Source organism: Embleya sp. NPDC025285 (genome assembly GCF_055558835.1).
The window spans coordinates 1-17,083 of sequence record NZ_JBVHLU010000063.1; the positions used below are offsets into that span (position 1 = coordinate 1).

A 17,083-nucleotide genomic window follows, 5' to 3' on the forward strand; every position below is an offset into this window, starting at 1 on the left:
TCGAGGGGCGAAAAACCCCCCCCACTCCTACCCCCCCGCCCCCCCCACCCCCGCGTTCCCTCCCCCGGGACCCCCCGCCCGGCGGCCCCCGGGCGCCCTCGTCGACAGCGGCCTCGAGAGTTTCCTCCGCAACGCGGCCGACCGGATACCTCGGAACCCGCGCAATGGCCGATCCGGCCGGGCCCGGCTGCCCGACCGGGCGAACCGCGCAGGCGGGGTCCCTGCCGACGACTCGGGGTTCAGTTCTTGTGGGGATCGTGGGCCACGACGCAGAACGGGTGGCCGTCCGGGTCCTCCAACACCACGAAATCCGGGTCGTCCGGATAGTCCCACTCGGGTCGACCGGCACCCAGCCCGATCAGGCGTTCGACCTCGCCGGCCTGGTCGTCGGTGTACAGGTCCAGGTGGACCCGCACCGGTTCGACGCGCTCGCGCACCTCGCCGAGTTGAAGCGAGAGGGCGTGCCCGCTCCCGTCCGGTTCGACCAGGACGACGAAGTCGGTGTCCTCGGCGACCCGATCACGGGGGCGAAGCCCGAGCGCGGACGTCCAGAACTCGATCGCTCGCGGCAGATCGGTGGTGGTGATGACCGTACATCCCATGCGTAGCGTCATGTCCTTGCCGCTTCCCACCGACGATCGTTCGATTCCCCGCCCCCGTCGCGGGTAACGGCACCGCCGACGGCGATCACCCTCGCGACACGGAGCGGCCGGCCATGCCTTCCAAGAGCACCCCATCCCCCGGCTCGACCAAGACGGCCGAGACGAGGCGCGAGCTCGTCGGCGCGGTGCTCGCCGAGGCGGGCACGACATACGCCCGACAGGCCGGCATCCGCCTGACGAACAAGCCCGCGCCGCTGTGGCGGCTGCTCGTGCTGAGCAACTTGATCTCCACGCGCATCAAGGCCGATATCGCGGTGCGCGCGGCGCGGGAACTGATCGACGCGGGCGGCGGCACACCGAAGGGCATGGGAGACCTGACCTGGCAACAACGGGTGGACGCGCTCGGACGGGCGCATTACGTGCGCTACGACGAAGGCACCGCGACACGGCTCGGCGCATGCGCCGACCTGGCCCGCGACCGTTACGCGGGCGACCTGCGTCGCCTGGCGCGGGACGCCGGCGAACGCCGCGAACGAGTGCTGGAACTGTTGCGCGAATTCCCCGGCATCGGCCCGTCCGGCGCCTTGATCTTCTGCCGTGAGGCCCAGGAGGTGTGGCCCTTCCTGCGCCCGGTTCTGGACGAGAAGGCGCTCGCGGGGGCGACCCGTGTGGGCCTGCCGGAGACCGCCACCGCGTTGGCCGAACTGGTCGACGGCGACGACTTGGCGCGCTTCGCGGCGGCATTGGTACGCATCGACCTGAACCGCGACCTGGCGGCGAAGGTCACCGCGTCCGGGTAGGGACACCGGCGCGTCGTCGTAGGAAAAGGGCGGAAGAGTAGATATTTCGTTGTACGAGCCGATCCGCCCTGCGCATGAAGACCGTTGCCGGTGGAAACGGGACGCTGGAGTTCCCCTCGCTCACTCGAAAGGAAAGAACCATGAACAGCAAAAAGAGGTTCGCCGTACTCGCCACCGCCGCAGCGCTGTTGACGGCGCCCGGTCTGGCGGTCAGTCAGGCGGTGGCGACGACGGGACCGGCGACCGGCCCCGCGGCCGCCGCCCCCTCGGTCGGCCCCGGCTGGCACCACGTGCAGGACTTCGCCCCCGAAGACCTGGGCGGCTGCCACACCAGGGGCCAGTGGTACCTGGACAACGGAGCCAACAGGTACGAGTGCCGACCTGCCGGAGTCTGGCAACTGTGGGTGCTCACGGACTCGTGAGCCGCCCCTCGGACGGGACCTCGGCGGCGCTTTGAAGCCACCGCCGTGGGTCCCGTCCGGGGATCCCGCGGCCGGCCCCCTTGACCTTGACACCGTGACAAGGTCTTGACTACGGCCGAGGAGGTGGTCCCGATGACCTTGCCGAAGCAGGAGGCGGATGTGCCGCGCGTCCTTCGGGCGCTGGAGGACGGCCGCTCCCCGGTGCGGCTGCGGGCGGCGATGGTCGCCGGCACGACCCCGGACCCGCGTTTCGTGGACAGGCTCGTCGAGCGATGCGCGATCGAGCCCGATTTCCAGGTGCGCGAGATGCTCACGTGGGCACTCACCCGCCACGCGTCGACGAGGACGGTCCCGGCACTTGTCGGTGAACTCGGCTCGGAGCGGGCGCAGGCCCGGAGCCAGGCGCTGCACACGCTGTCCAAGATCGGGGATCGCCAGGCGTGGCCGGCGATCACCCGGGCACTTCTGTCCGACCCGGACGACGAGGTGGCGCGAAGCGCTTGGCGGGCGGCGGTCGCACTCGTGCCAGAGGGTGAAGAGCCCGCGTTGGCCGCGGTATTGGCAACCCAACTCGGGCGCGGCGGGCGTGAGATCCGGCTGAGCCTCAGTCGGGCGCTGATCGCGCTCGATGAGGCGATCGTGCCGACCCTGCGCGCGGCGATGACGGATCTCGACCCCGACGTGCGCCGGCACGCGATCGCCACGGAGCGGCTGTTGCGCGACCCGGACGCGGGATTCGAGTTCGCCACCGAGGAGGCGAAGCGTGTCGTGGCACTCGGCAGGGCCGGCCAGAAGGAGTGACAGGCCGTGTTGATCGGTGATGTGGCACGACGGTCCGGGGTCAGCGCCCGCATGCTCAGGCATTACGAATCGCTCGGGTTGTTGCGGCCGACGGGTCGTACCGAAGGCGGTTATCGCGAGTATTCGGGGGAGGACATCCGGCGCATCTTCCACATCGAGAGCCTGCGATCACTGGGGTTGTCGCTGCGTGAAGTCGGGTCCGCGCTGGATGATCCCGGCTTCCGGCCCGCGGATCTCGTCGACGACCTCGTCCTCCGGACGCGGGAACGCATCGCGCGTGAGACGGCGCTGCTGACGCGACTTCGTCGGATCGAGGCCGCGGAACCCGTCGGCTGGGAGGACGTCCTCCAGGTCGTCGCACTCCTCCAGGCCCTGGGGTCGGAGAGCGCCGGGAAGCGCCAGCGCGCGGCGTTGGCCTCGGCCGAAGAGGTTCCGGTGCCGGTGGAAGCCCTCGTCGAGGCGGCGTTGAGCGAGACGGACCCGAACGTCGCCGGGGCCCTTCGATGGGCCTTGGCTCGATCGGGCGACGGCGAATGGGCGCAACCACTGGCGCAGGGCCTCGACTCACCGGCGGCCGAGGTGCGCGAACGTGCCGTCCGGGCCATCGCCGAGATTCCCGACGACGAGGCGTCCGCACTGCTGCGGGACGCCCTCACGCACTCCGACCTCGTGGTCCGCAGGTGTGCGGCTCTGGCGCTCGGTCCGCGCGGAGTGGCCGACGCGGTCCCGACGCTCGTGGACATGATCGTCCATGACACGAATGACGTCGAAGCGGCCGATGCGCTGAGCGCGTTGGCGAGTCGTCCCGCGTTGGCGGACGAGATCGCCACCAGGCTCGTCGACTGCCTCGCGCAGGGCACCGCAGCAGCGTCCGCACGTCGACGGCTGACCCAGGCACTTGCGGACATCCCGGGATCCACGGCGTCCCGCGCCCTGGCGGATCTGTCCCGTGACGAAGACCGTGCGGTCGCGCTCACGGCGGCATACATCCTCACGCTGCGCGACGCGTGATGACGGCTGCTTCCCGGGGGCCGTGCCCGCGTCCTCCATCGCCGCTGCCGCCGGATAATTGAACACGTTCAAATCCTCTGACATGATGCGTCGTGGTATCCGGGGAATGCTCCATGAGGGGACCATGGCATGACGAGTTCGCTGCTTCGGCCCAGGCGCCGAATCCACGAGGACACCGTCGATCGGAGAGTGGTCGCGGGAAGCACGGCGCCGACGCGGATCCTCGACTGGCCGGACCGGCGCGTGACCGCACTGGCCGAGCGCGCCGCGAACACGGCGTCGGCCCGGCACCCGGAAAGCGTCGAGAACCCGGGAAAGGTCGAGAACCCGGTAAGCACCGAAGGCACGATGAACGCCCAGGATCCGAGCATCGCCGGGGATGCCGTCCGTCGGGTACAAGTCCTGCGTACAGCCCATCGTTTGATCGCCACAGCCGTCCGACCCGTGTACTCCGTGCAGGACGAACGGCCCACGTCGCAGGTGCTGCGCCTGGGTCGCGGATCGTGCAGCCAGCGCCTGGCCATACTCGAAGCCGTGGCCCGCGCGTCCGGAGTGGCCACGCGGGTGCGCGGTCTACTCCTGGACGGGGCATTCTGGTATCCGAGGTTCCCGCACCTGCGTCGGATCGTCCCGGACCAAGTGGTGCTGGCCTGGCCGGAATTCCACCTGACGGGCCCGTCCACCGGCGAGCACCCCATGGCGCACTGGTTGACCGTCGCGGAACTCTTCGGCAACCTCGACGAGTTGAGCAACGGTCCTGGTGGCGGCTTCACCAACACCGGCCCGGAGACCCTCTTCGAGGCGCTGTCCAGGACGGCGATCGACTGGGACGGGACGACGCTGTGCCCGACCACCGATGCCCGCACCGCGTGCGACCTCTCCGGCTATGTCCTGGCAGACTTGGGCCACTTCGGCTCGCGCGACGAACTCTTCGCCCGACACGGCCAGACGTTGTGCCGCGTGGCGCGACTCGTCGCGGAACCCGTCCTCGGCCGACACTCGGCAGGGGCCCGGTAGTTCTGTACCGACCCGCCCGATGGAAGGCAGCATGTTCGTCCGGGTGAACCACCTCGTGCCAGGACTTCCGATGGGAGCCGACGAGGGGTGCGTCGGGTCGTGGCTGGTGGCAGGCAATCGGGAGTGGTGAGGAAGCGGCATGTCGATGTGGTTGACCCTGGTGAAGATCGAGCCTGCGGCACTCGGGGAGGTCGCGGATACTCCGGGGCTGGTCGGCGGGTTGTTCGCCGACAGGGGCGGCAGCGGCTCGGTCGTCTCCGGTTTTCGTCCGCGGGTGGACCGCTACGGATGCGACTATCGCGTGCTGACCATGTCGGCCGAGGGCCGACTGGAGGCCGAGGGCGGTATGGAACGTTGGACCAAGGAGTATCCCTGGTTGGCCAGGGCGGTCGGGTACGGCTGCGACATCGTCGAGGGTGTCGAATTCGCGGGTGAGCCGGCGTACTTCCTGCCTCCGGAGCAGGTGGGGCCGGTGGCGGAGGGACTACGCGACGAGCGGTGGGCCACCGGCGCGGGCGCGTCCCGTCCGTGGAACGGGATCACCGGAGACAACACGTTCGAGGATCTGATCGTGTTCCTCACCGCAGCCGCCACCGAGGGCAAGGCCGTCATCAGCACGGTGACCTGACCACCCTCCGCCCTCCCCGCCCCCCCACGCGCTGCCACTGCGCGTCGGCGCACGTGCACGCCCCGAAACGTGACGGCGCGGACCTGGTGATCCGCACCGCACAGCGCTGCCGTGCCCGTGGGCAGTACTTCGGTCGTGGTCGCGTCCGAGGACTCGCCGGCGAGAGCGGGTCGGGCAACTCGCGCACCGTCCCGTGCCGTTCGTCCACCGGGAGGGTATGGGGATCGGATTTCGTACCCCAGGGGTTGCGGCTACCGGGCGAGCGGCCACAACTCGGGTCCTGGGTCGGGCGGCCACTCTCGTACCGGCCGGGGAGGCGGACGATCGTTCGCGGGCACGACGTCGTGGCGCCGATCGCGACGGAGACTTGTGGACATCCACCGAAGTCCGACCAGGTCGGACCAGGTCGGACCACGCCAGTCGGTCCCACGCGTGGACGACTCGGCTGATCCGTATCGTCGAAAGCGAGTTGCCATGCCTGTGCACCGGATATCCCGGGTCTATCGTTCGCTCGCCGTCCTGGCCACCGGCACGCTCATCGCGTGCGTCGCCCCCTCGGCGTTCGCCGCCGATCGCTCGGCCGCCGGCGATAAGCCCGGGCCGGGGATCCGGCAGGTAGCGGAAGGGCAGGCGTTGAATGTCGTCGCGGGCGTCGGAGGTCTCGCGGCACCCGCCACCGCGGTGCCCGGATTCGCCACGTTCCGGGTGGCCACCTCCGACCCGGGTCGTGGGCATGTGGGGCTGCTGCGACTGAACCCCGGCGTGTCCCTCGAGGCGTTCGCGCCGAATCTCGTGCGGGCACTGTCGCACGATCCGGACGGGATTCGCGACGGCGGCAACGCGGTCATGCGGGAGGCGACGTTCCTCGGCGGCGCGGCGACCGTCCCGGGGCGCTCGGTCTCGTTCGGGGTGACGCTTCGGCCCGGCACGTATTTCTGGGTCGACTTCCTCGACTTCGAGACGGCGAATCCGCCGGGCGTCGAGCGGGTGCGGACGCTGACCGTGGCCGGCCGGCCGGACGCCACGCCCGGCCCCTCGCCCGAGGGCGTGATCGCCTCCATCCGGACGGGGGAGGGACCCCGCTACGTCGCGCCCGACCGGATCCGCTCCGGAGCGCCCCTGTTGGTGGTCAACCTCCTGCCCCGGCAGGTCAACGAGGCCATCCTCTACCCAGTGCCGGCCGGCACGACGAACGAACGGCTCGCCGAGTTCTTCCGCGCCCTGGACCGAGGCGAATGGGGCACACCGCCCTTCGATACGACTGCCGGCCTGGGCATGACCCCGCTGTCCCCCGGCCGCTCCGCCGTCCTCGACGCTCCCCTCGACGCGGGCCGCTACGCGCTCATCACGTGGGTCCACGACATCTCGGACGCCAAACGCCTGGGAGCCAAGGGCATGCACACTCTGATCGAGGTCGAATAGCCACGGAACGTCGCGGTCCCGACGATGTGGCCCCGGGACTCCCGACCCTGGGCCTCGCCCCTGGCGCCCCGACCCTGGACCCCCGGCGCGGGACTGGAATCCGGGACCGGATCCGACTTCGCCACACCGGTCGGCGCGCCGTTTCCGCCGTGCCGCAGCGAAGGGCACGCAGGGTCGATCGAAGAGCCGATCACCCCCACCGGCGGCCCGGTGCCGCCGCGGAGGGCGCGCGTCGCCGAACATCGCTCGGGGATTCATCTCATGAGCACCCACGACTCGCCGGACACGCCGGATGCGCCTGCCGGGCCGGGTGCATCCGTGACCCGAGGCAATACGTCGGACCCGCGCCGAGGATTGCTGCGCGGCGCGGCGTGACCCCGACGCCGGGCCGGCCGCGGTGTACGGCCCGCCGCCGGCAGCACCGGGCGCACCGCCGCCGAACGGGTGGTCCGTCGTTGCACAGACCCGGACCGGGGAACACGGCCGTGGTGAACGAGGTCCCGCCGGGCCCGAGACGCGCCGCCGACGCCCGGCGCCCGGCGCGTTTCGACCACATCGGCACCCCTCGCGCAGCGGGCCCAGCCCAGCTCCGGGGATCCTCCGGGACCGCGTTCCGGTTCCGGGTGGTCCGCGTCGGATTCCTCGTCTCGCCGCCGATGGACTACTCGATGACGAGTTCGACCGGGATGTTGCCCCGGGTCGCGTTCGAGTACGGGCAGACCTGGTGGGTGGCCTCGATCAGCGCGCGTCCCTCCTCCGCGGACAGGTGTTCCGGCAGTTCCACCCGCAGGGTCACGCTGAGGCCGAAGCCGCCGTCGCCGTTCGCGTTCAGACCGACCTCGGCCGTCACCGAGGCGTCTGCGGCGTCCACCTTCTGCCGCTTGGACACGAGCTGCATCGCGCTCGCGAAGCACGCCGCGTAGCCCGCCGCGAACAGTTGCTCGGGGTTGGTCCCCACACCGTCCCCGCCGAGTTCCTTCTGCATGCCCAGCTTGACGTCGAGCTGTCCGTCGGAGCTCACCGCACGTCCGTCGCGTCCGGCGGAGGTGGCGATCGCGGTGTACAGGCTCATGGTCCCGCCCTTTCGAAGAGATAGACAGAGGGGTCTGTCTTGGCGTGAAACGAATGTAGACAGACCTGTCTGGTAAAGTCAAGGTGTGAGTACGACACCCTCCGACCACCGCCGCGAGAGCCCGGCCCGCCGCCGCGTCCTCGACACCGCGACCACGCTCTTCTACGCGGAGGGCGTGCACGCCGTGGGCGTCGACCGGATCATCGCCGAGGCCGGCGTGGCGAAGGCGACGTTCTACAACCACTTCCCGTCCAAGGACGAGTTGGTCCACGCCTACCTGGACGAGCAGTACCGCACGCAGCGCGACGGTGCCGCGGCGCTGTTGGCGGGTTCGACCGACGTACCGCCGCGCGACGTGCTGCTGCGGGTCTTCGAGCTGATGACCGAGATCGGCCGCGAACCCGGCTTCCGGGGGTGCCCGTTCATCAACGCCGCCGCCGAATTCCCGGACGTGTCCCACCCGGTGCGCAAGGCGGTCCTCGACCACCGCACCTGGTTCCGCACAATGCTGACCGACCTGCTGACCGCCGCCGGCGACCCGCACCCCGTCGCGACGGCCGACATCCTGATGCTGCTGCGCGACGGCCTGGCGGTCGGCTGCTACCTGGACGACGCCGACGCCATCCGGCGGATCATCCCCGACGCCCTGAACCGCGTACTCGGCACACCCGGCGACGCGAACCACTGACCGACGGCGCGGCGCGGCACGGCGCGCGGCCCCCGACGCACACACCGGCGCGGCAGGTTCGGCCCCCGGGCGCCCCGGCTTCCACCCGGTCGACACCGGCACTCCGAGCCCGACCGTGACGCGGTACGTCTTCTACGCGGGGGCGGTCACCCGCTCGTGAGCTCGGCCATCAACCGGACCGCGACGGGTACCGGCGTGCCGTGCCGCGTGGCCGTGCGCAACAACGCGCCTCCGATCGCGTCGAGTTCGGTGGGACGGCCGGTCTCCGCGTCGCGTTGCATGGACGACTTGGTCTGCGCCGGAAAGGAGTCGTACAGCGCCAGGGATCGCGCGGGATCGACCGGCGCACCGCAGGCCGCGCTCACCGCGGCCGCTTCCTCGACGAGAGCGACCAACTCCGCCCGGCGCTCGGCCCTCACCTCGCCGATGGTGAGCCCGTAGCGGGTGGTGAGCAGCGCAAAGGGCGCGAGGAAGGCGAGTTTTGTCCACAGGGCGGCGGTCTCGTCCGCCACCGTGCGCGTGCGCACGCCGGCATCCGTGAGCACGGCCGCCAGGGGAGCGAGTTGCTCCCGCGATCCGGCCAGGTCGATCTCCGTGAACGGGCTGCCGTGTTCGATGACGCCCGGCGCGATGCGCGTCGACTCGACACGGATCACGCCGGGTGCGACGACGTTCCGTTCGCCGAAGTACCCACGCAGTACCGAGGGGTGCTCGATGCCGTTGAGCAGTGGCACGATCAGGCCGTTCCCGACCGCCTGCGGCGGTATGCGTTCCAGCGCGCCGCTCAGCGCGGTGTGCTTGACGGTGATCAGGCACAGGTCGACGGGATCGCGCAGTTCGGTATCCGTCTCGACGTGCGCGGTGAAGTCGCCGAACTGCCCGCTGCGCACCCGAATCCCGCTTCGCCGCATAGTCTGTGCGGTCTCCTCCCCCGCGACACAGATCACCCGGTGACCGGCCCGGGACAAGAGCGCGGCGAGCAGGCCGCCCACTCCTCCCGGCCCGAGTACCGCCACGGTCCACGGGCGCGCGCCGGCGTGTTCGTTGTCGGAGGGAGTCGAAGCGGACACGGGATATTCCTCTCGATGGCGGTCGGGGTCGGCACCTGCTCCACCGGGCTCTCCCGTCCGGACGGGGGCGCGTGGGTGAGAGCAGGTTGCCGCCCGGATCGATCATCGAACCGGGGCACTCCCAAGTCAATCCTCGGGTTTTATGCCAACTACCCAAGCGTTACCTTAAGTCCATGACTCTCGATGATCTGCGTGTCTTCGTCGCGGTGTGCCGAGCCGGGAGCCTGAGCGCCGTCGCCCGGGAACTCTCGTGCACACAGTCGGCGGTGAGTCAGCATGTGAAGCGGCTGGAACGGGAGACGAAGCTACAACTCCTGGAACGCCACCCCCGCGGCGTCGCCCCCACCGCGGCGGGACGCCTGCTGCAAGCGGCCGCCGCCGACGGCATCGCCGGCCTGGACGTGGCCCTGCGTCGCCTCGACGAACTGGCCCACGGCGAGGCCGGATCGGTACGGGTCACGACGGGCGCCACCACCGTGCGGCACTTCCTGTCCGGGGCCGTCGTCGCCTTCCGCAGCCGATACCCCAAAGCCAGCCTGGAGTTTCGGACCGAGACCTCCAGTCGCAGTTGCTTCGACGCGCTCGCCTCCAACACCCTCGACCTGGCCTGGATCACCGTCGGCGGCCCGATCCAGGGCATCCAACAACGCCGCGTCGCCGAACTGCCCTGGGTGTTGGCCGTCCGCGCCGACGATCCGTTCGCCGACCGCACCCACATCGACACCGCCGAGCTCGTCGGCATCCGGCACATCAGGCTTCCGGAGGACTCCTCCTCGCGGGCGCACCTCGACGCGGCCTTCGCGAGGCTGGGCATTCACGTCACATCCGACACCAGCGTCGCCGACTGGGACACCGCCATCCTGCTCGCCGAACTCGGCCTCGGACACGCCGTCGTCCCGGCCCTCCCCGACCAACGCGGCACCGACGGAACCGGCCCGATACGTTTCCTCCCCATCCCCGACCTACCACCCCTGTCGGTCGGCTGGGCCGTACGCCGCTGGGACGACCTCACCCCCCTGGCCCGAGCCTTCGCCGACAGCGTCGCCCTCGACGGCCCACGGTGACGGACGAGCCGGCACGGTGCTCGCCGTGGCGGCCGGCCGGACGGCGATTCTCGATCGGGCGAACACCTGCGGCTGTCGTGGCGCGTCGGCTGTCGACGATCGCTTGAGGAACCGGGGCGGGGCAGGGACGGGTTCGGCCGCGTCGGGCGTCGGTGAATTCCGGGCTCCTCGAGGATGTGCCGATCTCGGGCTCGTGCAGGAACGTCGTAACGCTCACGCCGCCGCTCGCGCATGGGTGGCCGGTGGCTCGGGTGGATGCGGGACCGGTCAGGGACTGCCGGCTCAGGCGCCCGGGACAGCGCGAGATCGATGGTGAATGGCAGATGCCGCGATCCGGACTCGGATCCGAATCCGAATTCGGGTCGAAGGGTGAATCCGGGACCGGCCCCGAGGGCCGCGTGTCGTCTCGGTACGTCCCCCACCACCGCTCCACGCACAGCAAGGCAACCGCAATGATCCGCACCGAACGCTGCCACGGGCCATCCCTGCCCCGCCCCGTCGGCCGTCCCACCGAGACCACGGGCAGCACGGACAATACGGACAGTACGGGCAACGCGGGCACCATCAACAGCACCGGAAACGCCGGGAGCACCGGCACAACGGCGACTCGCTCGACCCGGCCCCGTGTCCACGACTCGCACCCGCCGCCTCGCGGGCCGACCTCGCCGCTGCCGGAGGTCGAACTGCCGGCGACACCCCTGGCCCGCCTCGAACACGTCGTCGGCGCGGAACGGCTCGCCGAGGTGCGCGGCGCACTGCGCGAGGCCCGCGAGCGCCTCGACGGGCGCGAGGTGTGGCACGTGAGTGACAATCCGACGCGCGGTGGGGTCGCCGAGCTTCTCCGCGCCACGCTGCCCCACATGCGCGGTGAGGGCATCGATACCCGGTGGGCCACGATCGAGGGCAGCCGCGCGTTCCGCGCCCTGACGAAGGCGCTCTACTACCGGATGTGCGGCGTCGCCGCGCACGCACACGAGGACCCGCCGACCCCGGAAGGCGGCCGCGCCCTGTACGAACGCATGTCGCGCGCAGCCGCGGAGCGCCTGCTCGGCGTCATGGGCCGACGCAGCGTGGTCGTCCTGCACGATCACCAGACGGCGGGCCTGATCCCGTACCTGCGCGAGGCCGGGTGCACCGTGTTGTGGCAATGCCACATCGGCGCTCCTCTGCATGCCGAACCAGCCGGTCCCGCTTGGCAGTTCCTGCGTCGGTACCTGTCCGCCGCACACGGCTTCATCGCGTCGTACGACGGAGCGCTGCCGGTCGGGCTGCCCGACGTACCGGTCCGCATCCTGTCACCGTCGATCAACCCGCTGTCACCGAAGAACCTGCCGCTGCGTCCCGCCGTGGACACGTCGCGCCTGATGGCGCGGATCGGCGTCTTTCGAGAGCCGAGCGGCGCTGACGCGGATCCGTCCGGTGGTTTCGCCTTCGCCGATCCGCTCCTTCGCCATACCGCGCGGATCGATCGTCACGCGGGTGCGTTGCCGGCCGGCACGCCACTCGTCACGCAGGTGAGTCGATGGGACCGGGTCAAGGACATCCCGGGCGTGATCGAGGCGTTCACCGACCATGTCGACCCGGACTTCGGTGCGCACCTGCTGCTCGTGGGACCACGAGCGGCCGGCGACGCGCAGGCCGAACAGGTGCTCGCGGAGTGCCGCGAGGCCCGCGAACGTCGGCGGAACCGGCCGGGCCGGGTGCATCTGGTCGAGATTCCCACCGATCATCCGACCGAGCACGCGTTGACCATCAACGCCATCCAACGGTGTTCGACCGTGGTGATCCAAAAGAGCCTCGCCGAGGGATTCGGATTGACCGTGTCCGAGGCCGCCTGGAAGGGACGGCCCGTGATCGCCTCGCCGGTGGGTGGAATCCGACAACAGATCCGACACGGCCGATCCGGCCTGCTGCTGAACCACCCGCACGATCTGCCGGGACTCGGCGCCGGCATCGACCGACTGCTCGCCGACCCGGCGTACGCCCGGGAGCTGGGCGACAACGGACGCCGCCATGTGCGCACGAACTTCCTCACGGACAGCGGCGTGCTGGGGTTCGCACGGATTCTCTGCGAACTCCCATAGCGGGCGGCGGCGAACCCGTACCCCGAACGGACCGGACCGCCGCACGGCATGGTGCACCGGGCGCACTCCCGAGGTGAACACAGGACCCCGCGCAACGCCATCCACCACGACGTCCACCCCGACACCAAGGACCGATCGCCATGCGAATCCTCGCCCTCGGCGCCCACCCCGACGACGTCGAACTGCTGTGCGCCGGAACCCTCGCGCGCTACCGAGCGCAGGGCGCCCACGTGACCATCGCCATCCTGACCAACGGCGCACCGGGCGCACCGACCGAGCCCCGGGCCACGCCCTCCATCCCGTCCGCGTCCCCGTCTCCGTCCCTATCCCCGTCCGCCTCCCCGTCCCCGTCCCCGATCGCCCGTGTTCGCGCACACGAGGCCCGCGAGGCCGCGTCCGTACTCGGAGCGGACTCGATCATGCTCGGACTGCCGGACGGCTTCCTCTACGACACCCCCGCGGCCCGCCTACTCGTCGTGGACGTGCTGCGCCGCACCCGCCCCGACGTGCTGTTCGCGCATCACCCCGAGGACTACCACCCCGACCACCGGGCCGCGGGCGCCCTCGCGAGCGCCGCGCGGCTACTGGCTCGCGAACCGGGCCTCGAAACCGGGCACGCCGCCCTCGACACCGTCCCGGCGTTGTTCCGGATGGATACGTTGACCGGCGCGAACGGGGGTACGCCGGACCTGTGGGTAAACATCACCGACACCATGCCGACCAAGGAGGCCATGGTGTCGCGACACGCGAGTCAGAACGACGGCCGCCGCCGGCGCGGCGGCCACGACTTCGTGGACCTCGCCCGACGGCAGTCCGCGCTGCGCGGCCGAGAGGTGGGCGTCGCGTACGCGGAAGCGTTCACCCGTGCCCGCGCCCATCCACCGACGACGACGGCCGACCTCGCGCTGCCCTGGATCACCCCCACATCCGCCACGCATGACCCGCATGACCCGCCCGGAGTCGTCGCGACCGTAGCCGACCGCCGCCCGAGCAGGACGTGAAACCACACGGAGAACGGAGAACGGAGAGCCATGCGCATCCGCCCCGAAGCACCCGCTGCCCGCCGCGCGTCGCGCCGACGCCGCCGAGACCGGGAACACCGACCGGGTTCCGGCCGGTGGGGGCTGTACGCCGTGTTCTTCCTCAACGGGACGGTCCTCGCCAGTTGGGCGCCGCGCATCCCGCAGGTCAAGGCCGATCTGCACCTGTCGGACGGACAACTGGGCATCGCACTGCTCGGCGTCGCGCTCGGGTCGGTACCGGCGATGCCGGCGGCCGGCGTCCTGGTCAACCGATTCGGAAGCCGCCTCGTCACCCGTGTCGCGCTGCCGATCTACGCGTCGGCGGTCGCCCTGCTCGCCCTGGCCGACGGTCTGATATCGCTCACCCTAGGCCTCGCGGTCCTCGGCGCCGCCGTCGGCGCGCTCGACGTGGCCATGAACACCCACGCCGTCGACGGCGAACGCGACGCGGAACGCCCACGCATGTCCTCGTTCCACGGCCTGTACAGCGCGGGCGCGCTCACCGGCGCCCTGATCGGCACGGTCGCGGCGGCGGCCGGCGTCCGTCCGGCCACCCAGTTCGTGGTCACCGCCGCCGTCGCCCTGACCGCCTCGGCGCCGGCCGTCGCGGCGCTGCGGCCGGCCGTCCACCACGTGCCGAAGGCGCGTACCGAACCCACATCCCGAACCCGACCGGGACTGCGGGGACGCCTGTTGGGGCTCAGCCTGCTCGGGCTGTGCGTCCTGCTCATCGAGGGCGTGGTCACCGACTGGGGCACCGTGTATCTGGCGGATTCCGTCCACGCGGGGCCCGGTGTGTCGGGCGCGGGCTACACGGTGTTCGCACTGGCCATGACGCTCGGACGGCTCTCCGGTGATCGTGTGGCCGCGCGCTTCGGCCCGGTGCGGGTCGTGCGCCTCGGCGCGTTGGCGACCGGATCCGCCGCCGCTCTCGCGATCGCGGCGCCTCACCCGTGGGTGGTGGTACCCGCGTTCGCGGCCGTCGGCCTGGGCATCGCCTCGTCGTTCCCGCTCGTGGTGGGCGGCGTCGGACGGCAGTACCCCGACACCCCCGGCCCCGCGGTCGCCACCGTCTCCACCACCGGCTACCTCGCCTTCCTGGCCGGACCGCCACTCGTCGGCTTCCTCGCCGGCCACATCACGCTGCGCTTCGCCCTGCTCCTGCTGCCCCTGCTCGCGGTCGTCGCAGCTTCCCTCTCCGGACTCCTGTCCGAGAACCGCACCTCCCGGAGTCCCGGGGCCGTCGGGGGCGTTCGCGATTCCCGGAAGACCCCGACGGTTCGGCGACGGGAGGAAACCTCGCCGACGACGGCCTCTGCCACCCGACCGGGTCGCGCGGGCCGTCGTCACCATCGAGAGCACGTGCCGCCAAGACTCGCCTAGGCGCCCAGACACGCCCGCAACTGGGCGGTGGCGAAGGCCTTGCCGCCGAGGTTGTAATTCATGTCGTACGCCTTCATGCACTGCGGCAGCCGCCCGTGCTGCGGCAGAGTGGCGTTCGCCGAAGTTCCCGTGGCCAGCACGAATACGGGTGCCAGGACGGCGGCGGAAACGGTCGTGACGATCAAGCGGCGTATTTTCACGAGGAGTTGCATCCTTCCGGTTGAGGATTGGCAGCGGTCGATGCCAGGACGAGGCCCGGATGAGCATCGACCGGGGTACACACCGCCCGTGACGGGCGACGATGCCGAACGGGCCGATCCGGATACCGATCCGGCCCTGCTCCGGCCCCGACCGACGATGCCGGCCGGGGCATGGCCTCGATACCGACGAAAGTTGCCTGCCCCAACCCGAAAGTCGAACCGGCCCCGGCCGCGACGCGGAGCGGGCCGTCGTCCCGGGAAGATGTGCGACGCTGTGGTCATGTCAGCACCCCGAGACCTCGCCGAGGTCCGCATGCGGATCGACGAACTCGACTCCGAAGTGGTCCGGTTGCTCGCACAACGTCAGGAATTGGTGCGCACGGCCGCCGGATTCAAGAGCGACGAGCAGGCGGTCAGGGCTCCCGATCGAGTCGAACGCGTCATCGCGGCCGTACGTGACCGCGCCGTCACGGCGGGACTGGCACCCGAGGTGGCGGAAGCCGTCTGGCGGGCCATGATCGCCGCGTTCATCGATCTCGAACTCCACGAACACCGCCGAAGCACCGACGCGGCCGATCCCGTACCCCACCAAGGGCCGTAGGCAGCCCGACACGTCCCCCGGGTCGAGCTTCGCTATTCGGCGACCTGCGTGTACCTGCCCTCTTCGGGGGTCTCCGCTTCCCACGGGGTGCATGCCTCGGAGAGGTCGACGGCCACCCCGGCCGGTTCGAGGGCTTCGCGGAGCCGTCGGGCTGCGCCGTCACCGAGGAAGTGGTGACGGACGGTGAGGCGTTCGAGGTGGGTGAGGGGCCGGCCGGCGAGCAGCGCCTCGGCGCCGGTGTCGGAGAGCGTGCCCATGGACAGGTCGAGTGAGCGCAGCCGCGCGACGAGGGGGGCGGCGGCGACTGCCGCCGCGACCTCGTCCTGGATCTCGCTGTTCATCAGACCCAGGTGCCGCAGCGCGGGGTGCCGGGTGCCGTCCAGGAGATCGGCCAGGTCGGCCGGGGTCGCGTCGCCTCCGTACATGTCCACGCCGAGCCACAGGTCGAGGTGGTCCAGGGCGGGGAATTCGCACGCCGCGACCGTCCGGGGCAACTGCGCGGGCATGCCGCCGGTTTGCAGGACGAGCTTGCGCAGCCGCGCGTGCCGGATCGGGCGCAGGACGAGTCCGGGTTCCGCGGTGCGGAACTGGCCGAACCGGTAGCCCAATTCCTCGAGGTTCGGGAATGCCTCCAGGAGCGGTGTGATGTCCTCGGGTGGGATCCACGAGACTTCGTGCTCTTCGCTGGTGATGTCGGCGACGAACAGGTGGCGCAGCGCGGGGAACTTGTCGGCATGCGCGCACAGCAGGCCGATGACGGGTTCCTCGTCGCCGTCCAGGATGTCGGTGGCCCAGTAGCCGATGACCAGCGCCCGCACCTGCGTGGTGTCGACGGTCTTGAGGAAGAGCTCCAGCACCTCCGGGAATTCGAGCTCGGCGTCGAAGTGGGTGGCGATCTTCCAGGCGACCGCTGCGGGTTCGGGGGCGGAGGCGACGAGTTCGGCAAGGTGCTCGTCGTTGTCCGTCTCGAAGGTGTCGATGTCGTCGTCCGCCAGGAACGGATGCACCGTGAGCCCGCCCAACTCGGCGAGATGCTCCCACACACTCATCAGGGTCTGCTCCGTTCCCGATCCGCCCTCGTCCCGGCGGAAGCCTACGGACACCCGCCGACACGGCGCGTGCGCGGGGGTCCGGGGCGAGGCGCGCCGACGGATCGGTCGCGTGAGCCGGATCGCCGCGTCGGTCACCGCACGCCG

The 17,083-nt window shown here is 70.9% G+C and carries 18 protein-coding genes; 13 read left to right on the top strand and 5 right to left on the bottom strand.

The window, feature by feature from the left end; translation table 11 throughout:
- Nucleotides 1-239 precede the first annotated feature (239 nt).
- Entirely contained in the window at nucleotides 240-614 is a 375-nt protein-coding gene (locus ACZ4FV_RS33270; RefSeq protein ID WP_395869701.1) for a VOC family protein, read from the bottom strand.
- Nucleotides 615-715: 101 nt separating this feature from the next.
- Between ACZ4FV_RS33270 and ACZ4FV_RS33275 the strand changes: the two genes are divergently transcribed.
- The 7 genes from ACZ4FV_RS33275 to ACZ4FV_RS33305 all read left to right on the top strand — a co-directional run bounded on the left by ACZ4FV_RS33275 (nucleotide 716) and on the right by ACZ4FV_RS33305 (nucleotide 6,703).
- Entirely contained in the window at nucleotides 716-1,402 is a 687-nt protein-coding gene (locus ACZ4FV_RS33275) for an endonuclease (RefSeq protein ID WP_395869702.1), read from the top strand.
- A gap of 140 nt (nucleotides 1,403-1,542) precedes the next feature.
- Nucleotides 1,543-1,824: a hypothetical protein gene (locus ACZ4FV_RS33280; RefSeq protein WP_395869703.1), complete on the top strand. Its 282-nt coding sequence runs from the start codon at nucleotides 1,543-1,545 to the stop codon at nucleotides 1,822-1,824.
- Between the two features lie 132 nt (nucleotides 1,825-1,956).
- The gene (locus tag ACZ4FV_RS33285; RefSeq protein ID WP_395869705.1) at nucleotides 1,957-2,625 is read left to right on the top strand and encodes a HEAT repeat domain-containing protein; all 669 of its coding nucleotides are present in this window, start codon (nucleotides 1,957-1,959) and stop codon (nucleotides 2,623-2,625) included.
- A gap of 6 nt (nucleotides 2,626-2,631) precedes the next feature.
- Nucleotides 2,632-3,636: a HEAT repeat domain-containing protein gene (locus ACZ4FV_RS33290; protein ID WP_402238413.1), complete on the top strand. Its 1,005-nt coding sequence runs from the start codon at nucleotides 2,632-2,634 to the stop codon at nucleotides 3,634-3,636.
- Between the two features lie 129 nt (nucleotides 3,637-3,765).
- Nucleotides 3,766-4,653, top strand: coding sequence for a transglutaminase domain-containing protein (locus ACZ4FV_RS33295; protein ID WP_465323999.1), 888 nt, complete (start codon nucleotides 3,766-3,768; stop codon nucleotides 4,651-4,653).
- A gap of 139 nt (nucleotides 4,654-4,792) precedes the next feature.
- On the top strand, nucleotides 4,793-5,281 hold the full coding sequence (locus tag ACZ4FV_RS33300) for a hypothetical protein (RefSeq protein ID WP_465324000.1): 489 nt from the start codon (nucleotides 4,793-4,795) through the stop codon (nucleotides 5,279-5,281).
- Between the two features lie 474 nt (nucleotides 5,282-5,755).
- A complete protein-coding gene (locus ACZ4FV_RS33305; protein ID WP_465324001.1) occupies nucleotides 5,756-6,703 on the top strand; it encodes a hypothetical protein in 948 nt (315 codons plus the stop codon).
- A 661-nt stretch (nucleotides 6,704-7,364) separates the two neighbouring features.
- Here the strand turns inward: ACZ4FV_RS33305 and ACZ4FV_RS33310 are convergent.
- Nucleotides 7,365-7,775: an organic hydroperoxide resistance protein gene (locus ACZ4FV_RS33310; RefSeq protein WP_402238423.1), complete on the bottom strand. Its 411-nt coding sequence runs from the start codon at nucleotides 7,773-7,775 to the stop codon at nucleotides 7,365-7,367.
- 85 nt (nucleotides 7,776-7,860) lie between these two features.
- On the opposite strand from ACZ4FV_RS33310, the gene ACZ4FV_RS33315 reads away from it, so the two are divergent.
- Nucleotides 7,861-8,463, top strand: a complete 603-nt coding sequence (locus ACZ4FV_RS33315) for a TetR/AcrR family transcriptional regulator (protein WP_395869715.1) — start codon at nucleotides 7,861-7,863, stop codon at nucleotides 8,461-8,463.
- A 146-nt stretch (nucleotides 8,464-8,609) separates the two neighbouring features.
- On the opposite strand, the gene ACZ4FV_RS33320 is transcribed toward ACZ4FV_RS33315, so the two are convergent.
- Nucleotides 8,610-9,533 (bottom strand): ketopantoate reductase family protein, encoded by a 924-nt coding sequence (locus tag ACZ4FV_RS33320; RefSeq protein WP_465324002.1) that lies wholly within the window; start codon nucleotides 9,531-9,533, stop codon nucleotides 8,610-8,612.
- A 173-nt stretch (nucleotides 9,534-9,706) separates the two neighbouring features.
- Between ACZ4FV_RS33320 and ACZ4FV_RS33325 the strand changes: the two genes are divergently transcribed.
- The 4 genes from ACZ4FV_RS33325 (at nucleotide 9,707) to ACZ4FV_RS33340 (ending at nucleotide 15,086) form a co-directional block, all read left to right on the top strand.
- Nucleotides 9,707-10,597, top strand: a complete 891-nt coding sequence (locus tag ACZ4FV_RS33325) for a LysR family transcriptional regulator (RefSeq protein ID WP_465324003.1) — start codon at nucleotides 9,707-9,709, stop codon at nucleotides 10,595-10,597.
- A gap of 452 nt (nucleotides 10,598-11,049) precedes the next feature.
- Nucleotides 11,050-12,681 (top strand): glycosyltransferase, encoded by a 1,632-nt coding sequence (locus ACZ4FV_RS33330; RefSeq protein ID WP_465324004.1) that lies wholly within the window; start codon nucleotides 11,050-11,052, stop codon nucleotides 12,679-12,681.
- A 140-nt stretch (nucleotides 12,682-12,821) separates the two neighbouring features.
- A complete protein-coding gene (locus ACZ4FV_RS33335) occupies nucleotides 12,822-13,682 on the top strand; it encodes a PIG-L deacetylase family protein (protein ID WP_465324005.1) in 861 nt (286 codons plus the stop codon).
- 30 nt (nucleotides 13,683-13,712) lie between these two features.
- The gene (locus ACZ4FV_RS33340) at nucleotides 13,713-15,086 is read left to right on the top strand and encodes an MFS transporter (protein WP_465324006.1); all 1,374 of its coding nucleotides are present in this window, start codon (nucleotides 13,713-13,715) and stop codon (nucleotides 15,084-15,086) included.
- Here the strand turns inward: ACZ4FV_RS33340 and ACZ4FV_RS33345 are convergent.
- A complete protein-coding gene (locus ACZ4FV_RS33345) occupies nucleotides 15,083-15,286 on the bottom strand; it encodes a hypothetical protein (protein ID WP_465324007.1) in 204 nt (67 codons plus the stop codon). The genes ACZ4FV_RS33340 and ACZ4FV_RS33345 overlap by 4 nt on opposite strands.
- Before the next feature lie 280 nt (nucleotides 15,287-15,566).
- Between ACZ4FV_RS33345 and ACZ4FV_RS33350 the strand changes: the two genes are divergently transcribed.
- The gene (locus ACZ4FV_RS33350; RefSeq protein ID WP_402238437.1) at nucleotides 15,567-15,887 is read left to right on the top strand and encodes a chorismate mutase; all 321 of its coding nucleotides are present in this window, start codon (nucleotides 15,567-15,569) and stop codon (nucleotides 15,885-15,887) included.
- Nucleotides 15,888-15,919: 32 nt separating this feature from the next.
- Here ACZ4FV_RS33350 and ACZ4FV_RS33355 read toward each other — a convergent pair whose 3' ends face one another.
- Nucleotides 15,920-16,936: an STM4015 family protein gene (locus tag ACZ4FV_RS33355; protein ID WP_465324008.1), complete on the bottom strand. Its 1,017-nt coding sequence runs from the start codon at nucleotides 16,934-16,936 to the stop codon at nucleotides 15,920-15,922.
- Between the last annotated feature and the right edge of the window lie 147 nt (nucleotides 16,937-17,083).

What these genes read in the sequence shown, in the direction of transcription:
- ACZ4FV_RS33350 (WP_402238437.1), top strand. Translation starts at nt 15,567, where the DNA reads ATGTCAGCACCCCGAGACCTCGCCGAGGTCCGCATGCGGATCGACGAA.
- ACZ4FV_RS33270 (WP_395869701.1), bottom strand. Translation starts at nt 614, where the DNA reads ATGACGCTACGCATGGGATGTACGGTCATCACCACCACCGATCTGCCG.
- ACZ4FV_RS33280 (WP_395869703.1), top strand. Translation starts at nt 1,543, where the DNA reads ATGAACAGCAAAAAGAGGTTCGCCGTACTCGCCACCGCCGCAGCGCTG.
- ACZ4FV_RS33325 (WP_465324003.1), top strand. Translation starts at nt 9,707, where the DNA reads ATGACTCTCGATGATCTGCGTGTCTTCGTCGCGGTGTGCCGAGCCGGG.
- ACZ4FV_RS33285 (WP_395869705.1), top strand. Translation starts at nt 1,957, where the DNA reads ATGACCTTGCCGAAGCAGGAGGCGGATGTGCCGCGCGTCCTTCGGGCG.
- ACZ4FV_RS33330 (WP_465324004.1), top strand. Translation starts at nt 11,050, where the DNA reads ATGATCCGCACCGAACGCTGCCACGGGCCATCCCTGCCCCGCCCCGTC.
- ACZ4FV_RS33305 (WP_465324001.1), top strand. Translation starts at nt 5,756, where the DNA reads ATGCCTGTGCACCGGATATCCCGGGTCTATCGTTCGCTCGCCGTCCTG.
- ACZ4FV_RS33335 (WP_465324005.1), top strand. Translation starts at nt 12,822, where the DNA reads ATGCGAATCCTCGCCCTCGGCGCCCACCCCGACGACGTCGAACTGCTG.
- ACZ4FV_RS33340 (WP_465324006.1), top strand. Translation starts at nt 13,713, where the DNA reads ATGCGCATCCGCCCCGAAGCACCCGCTGCCCGCCGCGCGTCGCGCCGA.
- ACZ4FV_RS33275 (WP_395869702.1), top strand. Translation starts at nt 716, where the DNA reads ATGCCTTCCAAGAGCACCCCATCCCCCGGCTCGACCAAGACGGCCGAG.
- ACZ4FV_RS33300 (WP_465324000.1), top strand. Translation starts at nt 4,793, where the DNA reads ATGTCGATGTGGTTGACCCTGGTGAAGATCGAGCCTGCGGCACTCGGG.
- ACZ4FV_RS33355 (WP_465324008.1), bottom strand. Translation starts at nt 16,936, where the DNA reads ATGAGTGTGTGGGAGCATCTCGCCGAGTTGGGCGGGCTCACGGTGCAT.
- ACZ4FV_RS33310 (WP_402238423.1), bottom strand. Translation starts at nt 7,775, where the DNA reads ATGAGCCTGTACACCGCGATCGCCACCTCCGCCGGACGCGACGGACGT.
- ACZ4FV_RS33295 (WP_465323999.1), top strand. Translation starts at nt 3,766, where the DNA reads ATGACGAGTTCGCTGCTTCGGCCCAGGCGCCGAATCCACGAGGACACC.